The organism is Nocardia sp. NPDC004068 (genome assembly GCF_042874315.1).
GTDB lineage: Bacteria > Actinomycetota > Actinomycetes > Mycobacteriales > Mycobacteriaceae > Nocardia.
In genome coordinates this window covers 136,530-148,790 of record NZ_JBIAMW010000008.1, presented here as the reverse complement: position 1 = coordinate 148,790, position 12,261 = coordinate 136,530, and the positions used below count along the sequence as shown (strand labels likewise).

Sequence of the window (12,261 nt, the reverse complement as noted above, 5' to 3'; positions counted from 1 at the left end):
TTCACCACATGCACAGCAGAACCGCCAGGCTCAGGGGGCTCAGCGGCATCACGAGTCACAGGGGTTGCGCTACACCAACTTGTCCAGCCGAGCCGCCACATCGATCGTCCGCCCCTTCGGATCCGCCAGTTCCTTCCGCACCACCCGGGCCACCTGCGCCGCGATCTGCTTGCGAATCCCCCCGACCGCGCCGAGCGCCTTGGCGCGCCAGCCCTCGGCCTCCATGATCACCGAAATGTGCTCGGCCGCAGGGGGTTCCGCGTCTATGACTATGAGCAGCGGGTCGGCGGCGCGGGCGACGAGGGCCAAGGGGATCTCCACGTCGGCGCGATAGCGGTTGGCCTTCAAGACATCCACGACGACGTTCAGCTCGACCGGCACCACCAGATCGAATGTCACCGGATCGTCGCCGGGCCGCGGCGTCACCCGGGGCACTCGGATGACGCCGGTGACCTCGACCGTCGCCGCCTCGCGCGGTCCGGCCTGGATGGGTCCCACCTCGATCGGCCGTCCGGCCATGCCGCGCACCACCTCCCGCACCCGGTCGGCGGTGACGATGCGCGGGAAGAACCGGCGGCCGAACTCCTCGTAGTCGATCCACTCGAACCGCTCGGCCGAACGATGTTCGGAGCGTGTGCCGTTCATGATGGCCTCGACGTCGAACACTCGCCCGCGCCGCGCCGCCGGATCGGCGATGGCGGCGTTGAGCCGGTTGGCCACCTCGCGCTGCATCAGGACCGCGATCGGATCGAGCAGTACCTCGAATGCCGCGCCGACGGCCTGGGCGCGCATCACGAAACTCACGTCGCGCGAGCGGATTCGGCGGATATCGATCACGACCAGCAGCGGATCCGCCGTCCGCGCGTGCAGCGTGAGATCGATCTCGACCACGGCCTCGAGCCGTAATCGCTGCCCGCCCAGGGTGACGGTGACATGCATGCTCACCGGGACCCGCACCTCGAAGGTGACGTCGGGACCGCTGCGGGCGATGACGGGCGCGCCGATCTTGCCCTCGGCGACCAGTCCGGCCAGTCCGGCGGGTCCGAGGGAGAACGGCCCGAGAGTCATTCCGTCCCCGGCTATTCCGGAGACCGCGGCCTCGATGCGCGCGGGTGTCACCGCGTGGCGTACGAAACGCTCACCGAATTCGCCGTAGTCGATCCACGCCATGAGTTCGGAACAACCTCGCTGTATCGGAATAGGGCCCTGCACGATGCAGATCCCCGTCCTGCCGATGAGGGGGCAGCAGGACAGGGACCGCGACGGCGGCGCTGCCGGGCACCGCCGGGTTCATCGTAGGGCTCGGCGCGCGTGGCGCCCTCCCCCGCCAGTCGAGATATCCACCGCCGGGGCGGATACGTTTCGCAGACGACCGCAACGACCTTACCCGCAACGGCCGCCGGTTCGTAGTGGTGATTTTGGCCAAAGGTCGGCACCGGCGGCACCCGGCACGCCACAAACCACCCGAAATGCCGCGCCGACGGGCCCGACGCCGATACACTCACCCCGCGCGGACGCCGAGAAGGTGGGAGGGCGGCACCTGAACACGTTGTGGAATTTCGTTGTCGACCACCGGATTCAACTGCTCACCGACTCGTATCTGCACGTGTCCGCGGTGGTTCAGTCGGTGCTCATCGCGACCGTCGTCGCGGTGCTCGTCGCCGTGGCGGTCCAGCGCAGCCCGTGGGGTTCGGCGCTGTCGACCGCGGCCGCGAGCATCATCCTGACCGTCCCGTCCTTCGCGCTGCTCGGCCTGCTCATCCCCGTGCTGGGGCTGGGCGTGCGGCCGACGGTCACCGTGCTGGTGCTGTACGCGCTGCTGCCGATCCTGCGCAACACCATCGTCGGACTGGCCGGGGTGGATCCGGCCGTGGCCGACGCCGCGCGCGGGGTCGGGATGAACCGGCTGCGCGTGCTCGCCCGGATCGAACTGCCGCTGGCGTGGCCGTCGATCCTGGCCGGGATCCGGGTCAGCACCCAGATGATCATGGGCATCCTCGCCATGGCCGCGTACGCCAAGGGCCCCGGCCTGGGCAATCTGATCTTCTCCGGGCTGGCGCGGATCGGCAGCCCGACCGCGGTCCCGCACGCGCTCACCGGAACCCTGCTGATCATCGTGCTGGCGCTGCTGCTCGACGGCGTGCTGCTGCTGATCGGCCGCCTCACCACCCCGAGGGGAATTCGTGACTGATACCGAGCGGGCCGAGATCGTATTGGACTCGGTGTCCAAAAGCTATCCGGGACAACGTGATCCGGCCGTCGACAACATCTCGCTGACCGTCCCGGCGGGCGAGATCGCGGTGCTGGTGGGCCCGTCCGGCTGCGGCAAGACGACCACCATGCGCATGATCAACCGGCTCATCGAACCCACCTCGGGGACCATCACGATCGCCGGGCGCGATATCACCGGCATGGACGCGGACCGGCTGCGCCGCGGCATCGGCTACTCGATCCAGCAGGCCGGACTGTTCCCGCACCTGACCGTCGCCCGCAATATCGCCACGGTGCCCGGCCTGCTCGGCTGGGATCGCAAGCGCATCGCGGCCCGCGTCGACGAGATGCTCACGCTGGTCGGGCTCGACCCGGACGAGTTCCGCGGCCGCTACCCCCGGCAGCTGTCGGGCGGCCAGCAGCAGCGCGTCGGCGTGGCGCGCGCGCTGGCCGCCGATCCGCCGGTGCTGTTGATGGACGAGCCGTTCGGCGCGGTCGATCCGATCACCCGCGGGCTGTTGCAGGACGAGCTGCTGCGGTTGCAGGCCGAGCTGCACAAGACGATCGTGTTCGTCACCCACGATTTCAACGAGGCCGTCAAGCTCGGTGATCGAATCGCGGTGCTGGGCAAGGGTTCCCGCGTCCTGCAATACGACACCCCGGCCGCGATCCTGGCCGACCCCGCCGACGAGACGGTCGCCGGATTCATCGGCACCGACGCCGCGCTCAAACAGCTCACCCTCGCGCGGGTCGCCGACATCGAGCCCACCCCCAGCCCCACCGCCCGCGTCACCGACCCGGCCGACACCCTGCGCGCCGCGCTCGGCGACCAGGAGTGGGGCCTGATCCTCGACGAGTCCGGCCGCCCGCTGCGCTGGGTGTCGAAAGAGCAACTCGCGCACGCGGATTCGCTGACCGACCTCGGCTCGCCGGTGACCGGCACGGTGCCCTGCCGCGCCACGTTGCAGGAGGCGCTCGAGACCATGCTCACCGAGGCCACCGCGCAGGCCGTGGTCACCGGGGACGACGGCGAATACCTCGGCCTGATCGCCATCGACACCCTCGTCACCCATCTGGCCCGGCTGCGCGCGGAGTCGCGGCCATGAGCACGGCGGGCACCGAACGGCGCGCGGAGTCGCGGCCATGAGCACGGCGGGACCGGGCACCGAACGGCGCGCGGAACGGATCCGGTTGCTGGCGCAGCCGGTGCTGGCCCTGGCGCTGGCGGTCGGGGTGCTGGTGTGGGCGTTCGACCGGCAGCTGACCGTCACCCAGCGGGCCAGCCTGTCGGCGAGCAACATCACCACCGCGACCCGGCAGCACGTGGTGATCACCCTGACGGTCATGGTGATCGTCGTGGTGATCGCGGTGCCGCTGGGCACGCTGCTCACCCGGCCCCGATATCGTTCCCTCGCACCGGTTTTCGTCGGCATCGCCAATGTCGGCATGGCCGCGCCGACCATCGGCCTGATCGTGCTGGCGTATCTGTGGACCGAGACCACCGGATTCTGGGTGGGCGTCGGGCCGGTCGCGATCTATTCGCTGCTTCCGGTGCTGCGCAATACGATTCTGGGTTATCAGCAGGTGGATCCGACGCTGGTCGACGCGGGCCGCGGGCAGGGCATGTCGACGGCAACGGTGTTGCGCCGCATCGAATTTCCGCTCGCCGTCCCCTACATCCTCGCCGGGCTGCGCACCTCGCTGGTGCTGGCCGTCGGGACCGCGACGCTGTCGTTCCTGGTCAGCGCGGGCGGGCTCGGCATCCTCATCGATACCGGCTACAAGCTGCGCGACAATGTGACGCTGTGGGTGGGGGCGCTGCTGGCGGTCGCGCTGGCGCTGCTGGTGGACTGGCTGGGCGCGCTGGCCGAACGCTTCCTCGGCCCCAGGGGGCTGCGATGAGACGACTTCCGCTGCTGCTGCTCATCCTCGGCCTGCTGGCCGGATGCGGTTTGGAGGCCGGGGGCGCGGTGCCGCTGCGGGTCGGGCCCGCCTCGATCCAGCCCGTGCCCGATCTGAAGGGCGTGCGAATCACGGTGGGCTCCAAGGACTTCACCGAACAGAACATCCTGGGCTACCTGATCGAGTTCGCGCTCACCGCCGCCGGGGCCGAGGTGCGCGACCTCACCGACATCACCGGCTCCAACAGTCTGCGCGACGCCCAGCTGCACGGTCAGGTCGACGTGGCCTTCGACTACACCGGCACCGGCTGGATCAACTACCTCGGCAACGAGAACCCGATTCCCGACTCGGACAAGCAATTTCAGGCCGTCCGCGACGCCGACCTCGCCGCGCACGGCATGACCTGGGCCGATATGGCCCCGATGAACAACACCTACGCGCTGGTGACCACCCCGGGCGGGGCGGTCACGTTGTCGGACTACGCGAAGCTGGTGAACAGCGATCCGGGCGCGGCGAACACCTGCCTGGGCACCGAATTCAGTGTCCGCCAGGACGGTTTCCCCGGCATGGCCCGCAAGTACGGGATCGATACGGGCAAGGCGCGCAAGCAGATCATGCAGGACGCGCTGGTGTTCACCGCCGTCGCCAACGGGACCTGCAAGTTCGGTTCGGTCGCCGCCACCGACGGCCGCATCCCGGCGCTGGGCCTGCGGCTGCTCGACGACGACCAGGGCTTCTTCCCGAAGTACAACGCGGCCCTGGTCATGCGCAAGGCGTTCGCCGACGCGCATCCGCGGGTCGCCGAGGTCCTCGCGCCGATCACGCGGCTGCTGACCAACGAAACGATCACCGAACTCAACCGGCAGGTCGACATCGACGGCCGCGAACCGGCCGTGGTCGCGCGGGACTGGCTGGTCGCCCGCGGTTTCGTCACCGCGGGCTGATCCGGTTCAGGCGTTGAGCAACCGGTTGCTCGACGACATCAGCCGTTCGATCGTGGCGCGCACCGTCGGCCATTCCTCGTCGAGGATGGAGTAGAAGGCCGTGCTGCGCACCTGGCCGTCCAGCCCGCGCGAGTGCGCCCGCCGGATGCCGTCGCTGGTGGCGCCCAGACGCTCGATCGCTATGCGGGAGCGGAGATTTCGGACATCGGCGCGCATGGCGATGCGCCGCACCCGCCACTCCTCGAAGGCATGCCGCAACAGCAGGAATTTGGACTCCAGATTGGCCCCCGAACCGCGCGCCTGCACCGACAGCCAGGTGTTGCCGATCTCGGCGGCGTCGGGGATCGCGTGCACGGGATCGCCGCAGGGCAGGCCGTGCACGATCGGCCACACCAGCGGCCCCTGCCAGTAGTCGAAGCGGCTGAACCGCGTCGATCCCAGCACGCGGCCGTCGGCGTTGGACACGATGGCGAAGGCCAGCACGGTGCCCGCGGCATGGCCGGCGGCGGCCTGGGACACGTAGTGGGCGGCCTCGTCGAGGCCCTGCGGCACCGGGGTGAAGGCATAGGCGTCGCGGCCCCCGGCGCCCGCCTCGGCGAGCCCCGGAACATGATGCGGTGCAAGCGTTTCCAGCCGTACGCGGCGGCCGGTGAGAGTAACGGGTGCGGGCACGTTCCCTCGATCTTTCGGGACGGTCTCGGCCACGTTCGGGCAGGGAGCCGTACCCGGTCCACAACGCTCCGGATCGACGAACCAGCCCTGGCGCGCCAGCAGCAGCATCGGACAGTGAGGTGAACGATAACGGAACTTGCCCGGACCACGCCGCAGGCACAGAGCGAATTTCGCAGCTCGGTTCGAGTGTCGCCCGGCGTGTCGCGGGACCCCGATCGGGGGTGCGGTGGGTACCCCGGAGAGCGCTTGTTCAAACCTCGCTATCGGACCGGGTCGTGCACCGAAACACGTTGGCGCAGAGCGGTCCTGCGGCGGTCCAGGGCACGGACGATCGGCCCGGCGAAGGTGCCGCCCAGCCGGGTGTACGGCCAGATCGCGATCAGCAGCAGGATCGCCAGGCCGCGGGCCTGGAAGACCAACGGCGCGTGCGCGATACTGTCCGGATCCGGACGCAGAGCCCACAGCGACCGCGCCCAGACGAACAGCGTGTCGGCGGCGTGGAAGCCGCCGCCGGTGGCGGTCGGGGCGAAGTTCACCGCGACCCGAGTGAACGCGGCGACCGCGAGGACGGGCAGGGTGATCCGGTCCAACGGGCTCACCACCGTGCGCGGCACCGCCCCGACCAGCGGCGGCACCAGCAGCATGAGCGCGCCCAGCACCGCGAGCGGCTGGGCGACCTGTTCGACGACCGTGGCCACACCGTGCAGCGAACCCGTCGCCCGCGGCTGCGACCCGATCAGTTCCAGCACCCGGCCGACGACGACACCCCCGACGCCCAGGCGGAACACCGTCGGTCCGAATCGCTCCAGCCGCCCGGCGTCGGGTCCCAGTTCGGGCGCGCCGAACCGGTCGTGCCGATAGCGCCACACCTGCCCCAGTAGGAAACACAGAAAGGCGCTGTAGGGCAATACGACCCACAACAGGACGGACATGAGGTTCAACTTTCAATTCGAGCCGGAGCCCCACCCTGACAGATCGTCGACACGGCTCACAAGGGACCAAAGTCTCGAGTGCGCGCCGGCGTACCGGCTGTGGTTCAATGTCCCGTTATCGCAAACCACGATTTGGGGGGAATGTGTCCTTTCCACCTGTCCCGCAACCACCTTCGACCGCCAACGGAATCTACTGCGCGCACTGCGGGGCCACCCCGGCCGTACCGGTGAACTTCCGCGCGCATCGCGGGCTGATCTTCCTCATGCAGTTCCGCACGGCGCGCGGGCCGTTCTGCCGCGACTGCGGGCTCGCGACGTTCCGCAGGATGACCGGGGACAGCCTGTGGCAGGGCTGGTGGGGACTGCTGTCGTTCGTCATCAATCCGATCACCATGCTGAGCAATCTCCCCGCCCGGTCGAAGGTCGCCGCCCTGCCACCCCCGATTCCGGGCAGCCCCTATCAGCCGATGGACCCCGGTGCGCCGCTGACCAGACGACCGCAGATGATCGGGCTGCTGGTGCCGCTCGCGCTGGTCGGCGTGATCGTCGCGGCGGCGGTGACGGGCGGCTCGTCGTCCGGAACGAACCACACGGCAACGGCTTTCACGGCCGGGACGACCTCCACTCGGCACGCTCCGACCACCGCACCGGCCACCAGGTCGAGCGCCCCGGCGCCCAAGTCGAGCGGCCCGTCCACCGCCAAGGCGGGCGACTGCGTGTACAACAAGCATCCGCACACCGGCACCGACGACGACAATCCCGACGTCGAGGTGGTGGCCTGCACCGATCCGCGCGCCGAGGCCGAGGTGCTGGGGCGAGTGCCGTTCGCCTCCGGGCAATCCATGTGCGAGACCTCCTACCCCGACACCGACGCCTACTACGAGGTCACCGTCACCGGTTCCCTCGGCGCGCTCAACAGCTACACGCTGTGCCTGCGCACCCGTTGACAGCGCCCTCGGGTACGGGCCGAGTCCTGTCGGCGGGACCGCGCACAGCGCTCTCGCGCCCCGGCCGCCGAAACCATAAGCTGACCCGGTGAATCCGGGGCGGACGGTGGTCGACCAGCGGTTCGAGTTGATCGAACCGCTGGGCAGCGGCGGTATGGGTACGGTGTGGCGCGCCTACGATGTGGCGCTGCACCGCGAAGTGGCGCTCAAGGAGGTTCGCGACGACCCGCAGGACCGTCAGCAGCGCGAACGGGTGCTGCGCGAGGCCCGGGCCCTGGCCCGGATCGGACATCCGAATGTGGTGGCCATCCATCACATCGTCGACTCGCCCGCCGAGAAGCATCCGTGGATCGTCATGGAACTGGTGCGCGGCGGCTCGCTGTCCGATCTGCTCGCCGCGGGTCCGCTGCCGCCGCAGCGGACCGCCCGGATCGGGCGCGGCGTGCTGGCGGCGCTGCGCGCGGCGCACACGGTCGGCGTACTGCACCGGGACGTGAAGCCCGCGAATGTGCTGCTGCGCGAGGACGGTTCGCCGGTGCTCACCGATTTCGGCATCGCGGCCGTGCACGGGCAGACCGGCCTCACCTCCACCGGCAGCGTGGTGGGTTCGCTGGAGTACGTCGCGCCCGAACGCCTCAACGGCATCGAGGGTCACCCGGCCTCGGACCTGTGGTCGCTCGGCCTGGTGCTGTTCGTGGCCGTCGAGGGCTATCAGCCCATGCGCCGGGAGACCTCGGTGACCACGCTCGCGGCCGTCATCAAAGGCGAAGTCCCGCAGGCCCGGCGGGCCGGACCGCTCGCACCCGTCCTGAACGCCCTCCTGGTGCCCGACCCGAACCTCCGCCCCGGCATCGACGATCTGGACCGGATGCTCGACCGGGTCGCCGAGTCCGCGGCCCCGGTCGACAGCGGGCCCTCGTATTCGGCTGGGGCGGGCCGGGATTCGGCCGGGTTCGGTTCCCCCGCCACGCGAGCCGACTCGCGCTCGCCCGGCTTCGACCCTTCCCGCTCGGCCCCGGACGGTTTCCGGTCGGCGGTCCCCTCGCGATCGCGTGGTGTGTGGATCGCGGCCGGGCTGGTGAGCGTCGCGTGTGTCGGCGTGATCGTCGCGGCGCTGGTCCTGCGGCCTACGGCGTCCGCGCCGGGCGAGAGCCTCGGTGGCCCGGCGACGCCCTCGGTGCTCGGGGGGACCGTCCCGGCTCCCGTGCCCGGACCGCCCGTGGCGGCTACCACGGTCGCCGCCGCGAAGGTCGATCTGCACAGTCCGGACGGGATGCGCACGGCGGTGGCAGCGCTCGAAAAGGTTTCGGGGGGAGAGCAATTCACCGAGACCACGATCTATCCGACCTATCTCAATACCGGCGCGCCGGTGCCGGGGCAGCCGAAACTGTACGACGAGTTCACCTTTCGCGACGGCAAGGCCACGCGGACCGGACCGGGCGGTCAGCTGTCGGATCCCACCATCGCGCTCCGCTCCATCGATTGGTCCGTTCTCCCAGGGCTTTTCGCCGCAGCCGACCAGCAGCTGGGCATTCCCAAGCCCACCAACCGCTATGTGATCGTCGACCCGGCGTGGACCTTCAACGACAATCGCCCGACGCTGCGCGTCTACCTGGCCGACGATTACGGCGGCGCGTATCTGGCCGCGAATCTCGACGGCTCGATCGTCCACGTGTATCCGCGAAAGTAGCCGCAGCCCAGGATCATTCGGCGGCGCGGCGCCGCCGGGTCGCGGCAGAGCGCGGCGGCTGGGCGCGCATATGGTCACGGACGCGGGTCATGACCGCCCCGAGCGCGCGGATGTCGCGCCCCGACAGCGGATCGAACAGCATCCGCCGCACGACCTCCACATGTCCGGGCAGCGCCCGCTCGACGAGCCCGCGTCCCTCCGCCGTGAGGGTGACCAGGGTGGCGCGCTGATCGTCGGGGCTGGGCGCGCGGGTGATCAGGCCCGCCCGTTCCAGGAGTCCGGCCTGATGGGTGAGGCCGCTGCGGCTGTAGACGACGCCGTCGGCCAGTTCGGTCATGGTCAGCCGTCCCGACGACCCGGCGAGCCGCGCCAGCAGCTGGAACTGCACCCAACTGAGGTCGGCGGCCGCCCGGAGCTGCTGTTCCACCGCGTGCTGCAACAGGCTGACGGCCTCCATCAGCGCGAAATAGGTCTGCAACTCTTCGGGTTCGAGGGGTTCGGCCACGGTGTGCAGCGTAGTTGCTTCGATATCGAAGTGATGTGAGCGGGGTCACCGCCACTTCCCCTATTGCTTCGAAGTCGAAGCGGTTATGGTCTTCACATGCTTCGAAATCGAAGCAAATGGATCAGGGAGAGCATCATGAAGGCAGTGCGTTACCACCGCTACGGCGACACGGATGTCCTTGTGCGCGAGGAGGTTTCACGCCCCTCGCCGGGCGCGGGCGAAGTCCTGGTGAAAGTGGCCGCGAGCGCGTTCAATCCGGTCGACACCGCCCTGCGCGCCGGATACCTGGCCGAGGTCTTCCCGACCACATTCCCGCGCACCCCCGGGATCGATGTCGCCGGAACCGTCGCGGAACTCGGTGCGGGCGTGAGTGATTGGAATGTCGGGGACGCCGTGGTGGCCATGTTGCCCATGACCGGGGACGGTTCGGCGGCCGAGTACGTGCTCGCCCCGGCCGACGCGCTGGCCGCGGCCCCGCACACCACACCCCTCGCCGACGCCGCGAGCCTGCCCGTGGTCGGGCTGACGGCCTGGCAGGCCCTGTTCGAACACGCCGAGCTGAAGGCCGGGCAGACCATCCTGATCAACGGCGCGGGGAGCGCGGTCGGCGGTTACGCGGTCCAACTGGCGAAACGCGCGGGCGCGATCGTCACCGGAACCGCGGGCGCGCGCAGCGCGGATCGCTTGCGCGCGTACGGAATCGACCGGATCCTGGGTCATCTCGACTACTCGACCCGGCCGCTCGCGGTCCCCGGGCAACCCTTCGACGTCGTGCTCGACCTCGTCCCCACGACCCCGGAGGAGACCGCCGACCTCGTCGCCCTGACCGCCGACGGCGGAATCTTCGTCAGCACCACGACCCCCGCCGCCGAGGACACCGACCGGGTGCGCACGGCCCGCGTCTTCGTCCGCCCGGACGCGGCCCGGCTATCCGAGCTTGTCGCCGCCGTGGACGCCGGTGACCTGCGCCTCGACGTCGCCGACCGACGCCCGCTGACCGAACTCGCCGCGGTCCACGCCGACGCGGACGCGGGCCGTCTGCCAGGGAAGACGATTCTGATTCCGTGACCCGTCAGGAATCGAGAAGATTCGCTCCCCCGCTCGGCCTAGCGTGAATCCCACACGCGAACGACACCGATCGGAGGACGCGATGGCGGACGACCAGCGAAAGCGCGGCACACTGCGGAAACTGTCGCTGGGGATACAGCGGCGGATGAACGCCCGGACGGTCCGGCGGATCGAGCGCAAGGGCGGCAAATACCTCGGGATGGATCTGCTGATCCTGCACACCGTGGGCCGCCGCACCGGCCAGCCCCGGCGCTCCCCGCTGACCTGGTTCGCGGACGGCGAAAACGCTTGGCTGCTGGTCGCTTCCGGCGGCGGGCACCGGGATCCGGACTGGTATCTCAACCTGACCGCGCATCCGGATCAGGTGTCGATCCAGTTCCACGGCGAGGAGCCGATCCCGGTCCGACCCGAGCGGCTCGCGGGCGACGAGCGCGCCGCGGCGTGGACCGCGATCGTGGCCGACCAGCCCCGATACGGGAAGTATCAGCAGAAGTCCGACCGCGAGTATCCGGTGGTCCGGCTCACCCGGCGCTGACGCCGTCGGCGCGGAACGGCGGCGTCGCGAGATCCGCGCCGAAGATGTCGGGGAAGTCGCGGTCGACGCTGTCGGGGAAGCGCGCGGGCCGCTTCTCCAGGAACGCCGAAACCCCTTCGCGCGCATCGGCACTCGCGCCGCGCCGATGAATCCCGCGGGATTCGACGCGATGGGAGATCATCGGATGGTCCGCGCCGAGCCCGCGCCACAACATCTGCCGGGACAGCCCGACCGAGACGGGCGCGGAATGTTCGGTGATCCGGCGGGCGAGCGCGAGCGCCTCGTCCATCAGCCGGTCGGCCGGGTACAGCCCGTAGAACAGCCCGGCCTCGCGCGCCTCGGCCGCCTCGACCAGCCGACCCGAATACACCCAGTCCAGCGCGGTCTGCATCGGAACGAGCCGGGGCAGGAACCAGCTCGAGCAGGACTCGGGCACGATGCCGCGCCGGTTGAACACGAAGCCGATGCGGGCGGTGTCGACGGCGAGGCGGAAGTCCGCCGCGAGGGTCATGGTGATGCCGACGCCCACGGCCGGACCGTTGACGGCCGCGATGATCGGCTTGCGGCAGTCGAACATGCGCAGCACCACCTCGCCACCGCCGTCCCGGAACGACTCCGGAACCTCCTCGGCCGCAAAGGTTTCCGCGCCGCCGGACAGATCCGCTCCCGCGCAGAAGGCACGCCCGGAACCGGTCACGACGATCGCGCGGACGCGATCGTCGTGATCACAGCGGTCGAAGGCGTCGATCAGCTCGTTCCCCATGGCAGTGGTGAAGGCGTTGAGCTGCCGCGGGCGGTCGAGGGTGATGGTGGCGATGGAGTCCGAGACGTCCAGGCGAATGTCAGCCATATTGA

General features: G+C 69.9%; 13 protein-coding genes. 8 read left to right on the top strand and 5 right to left on the bottom strand.

Features of this window, described 5'->3' with window-relative positions; genetic code table 11:
- Positions 1–69 precede the first annotated feature (69 nt).
- Positions 70–1,170, bottom strand: coding sequence for a hypothetical protein (locus ACFYTQ_RS21420; RefSeq protein ID WP_387363497.1), 1,101 nt, complete (start codon positions 1,168–1,170; stop codon positions 70–72).
- 370 nt (positions 1,171–1,540) lie between these two features.
- Between ACFYTQ_RS21420 and ACFYTQ_RS21415 the strand changes: the two genes are divergently transcribed.
- The 4 genes from ACFYTQ_RS21415 to ACFYTQ_RS21400 are packed head-to-tail and all read left to right on the top strand — an operon-like array spanning position 1,541 to position 5,057.
- Positions 1,541–2,191 (top strand): ABC transporter permease, encoded by a 651-nt coding sequence (locus ACFYTQ_RS21415; RefSeq protein ID WP_387364244.1) that lies wholly within the window; start codon positions 1,541–1,543, stop codon positions 2,189–2,191.
- Positions 2,184–3,317, top strand: coding sequence for an ABC transporter ATP-binding protein (locus tag ACFYTQ_RS21410; protein ID WP_387363494.1), 1,134 nt, complete (start codon positions 2,184–2,186; stop codon positions 3,315–3,317). Before ACFYTQ_RS21415 ends, ACFYTQ_RS21410 begins: the two co-directional genes overlap by 8 nt.
- A gap of 37 nt (positions 3,318–3,354) precedes the next feature.
- Positions 3,355–4,113 (top strand): ABC transporter permease, encoded by a 759-nt coding sequence (locus ACFYTQ_RS21405; protein WP_387363491.1) that lies wholly within the window; start codon positions 3,355–3,357, stop codon positions 4,111–4,113.
- The gene (locus tag ACFYTQ_RS21400; RefSeq protein WP_387363488.1) at positions 4,110–5,057 is read left to right on the top strand and encodes a glycine betaine ABC transporter substrate-binding protein; all 948 of its coding nucleotides are present in this window, start codon (positions 4,110–4,112) and stop codon (positions 5,055–5,057) included. The genes ACFYTQ_RS21405 and ACFYTQ_RS21400 overlap by 4 nt, the downstream gene beginning before the upstream one ends.
- Positions 5,058–5,063: 6 nt before the next feature.
- On the opposite strand, the gene ACFYTQ_RS21395 is transcribed toward ACFYTQ_RS21400, so the two are convergent.
- Positions 5,064–5,729 (bottom strand): GNAT family N-acetyltransferase, encoded by a 666-nt coding sequence (locus ACFYTQ_RS21395; protein WP_387363486.1) that lies wholly within the window; start codon positions 5,727–5,729, stop codon positions 5,064–5,066.
- A gap of 260 nt (positions 5,730–5,989) precedes the next feature.
- On the bottom strand, positions 5,990–6,661 hold the full coding sequence (locus ACFYTQ_RS21390) for a respiratory nitrate reductase subunit gamma (protein ID WP_387363483.1): 672 nt from the start codon (positions 6,659–6,661) through the stop codon (positions 5,990–5,992).
- A 143-nt stretch (positions 6,662–6,804) separates the two neighbouring features.
- Here ACFYTQ_RS21390 and ACFYTQ_RS21385 point away from each other — a divergent pair, with 143 nt between their 5' ends.
- Together ACFYTQ_RS21385 and ACFYTQ_RS21380 are read left to right on the top strand one after the other, a co-directional pair.
- Positions 6,805–7,608: a hypothetical protein gene (locus ACFYTQ_RS21385; protein WP_387363481.1), complete on the top strand. Its 804-nt coding sequence runs from the start codon at positions 6,805–6,807 to the stop codon at positions 7,606–7,608.
- 88 nt (positions 7,609–7,696) lie between these two features.
- Positions 7,697–9,298: a serine/threonine-protein kinase gene (locus tag ACFYTQ_RS21380; protein WP_387363478.1), complete on the top strand. Its 1,602-nt coding sequence runs from the start codon at positions 7,697–7,699 to the stop codon at positions 9,296–9,298.
- Between the two features lie 13 nt (positions 9,299–9,311).
- Here ACFYTQ_RS21380 and ACFYTQ_RS21375 read toward each other — a convergent pair whose 3' ends face one another.
- A complete protein-coding gene (locus ACFYTQ_RS21375) occupies positions 9,312–9,803 on the bottom strand; it encodes a MarR family winged helix-turn-helix transcriptional regulator (protein WP_387363476.1) in 492 nt (163 codons plus the stop codon).
- Positions 9,804–9,938: 135 nt separating this feature from the next.
- Between ACFYTQ_RS21375 and ACFYTQ_RS21370 the strand changes: the two genes are divergently transcribed.
- Both ACFYTQ_RS21370 and ACFYTQ_RS21365 read left to right on the top strand, forming a co-directional pair.
- Positions 9,939–10,871, top strand: a complete 933-nt coding sequence (locus ACFYTQ_RS21370; protein WP_387363474.1) for an NADP-dependent oxidoreductase — start codon at positions 9,939–9,941, stop codon at positions 10,869–10,871.
- A gap of 82 nt (positions 10,872–10,953) precedes the next feature.
- Positions 10,954–11,406 (top strand): nitroreductase family deazaflavin-dependent oxidoreductase, encoded by a 453-nt coding sequence (locus tag ACFYTQ_RS21365; RefSeq protein ID WP_387363473.1) that lies wholly within the window; start codon positions 10,954–10,956, stop codon positions 11,404–11,406.
- Here ACFYTQ_RS21365 and ACFYTQ_RS21360 read toward each other — a convergent pair.
- Positions 11,393–12,256: a crotonase/enoyl-CoA hydratase family protein gene (locus ACFYTQ_RS21360; protein ID WP_387363470.1), complete on the bottom strand. Its 864-nt coding sequence runs from the start codon at positions 12,254–12,256 to the stop codon at positions 11,393–11,395. The two genes, ACFYTQ_RS21365 and ACFYTQ_RS21360, sit on opposite strands and share 14 nt — an antisense overlap.
- Positions 12,257–12,261: the final 5 nt, after the last annotated feature.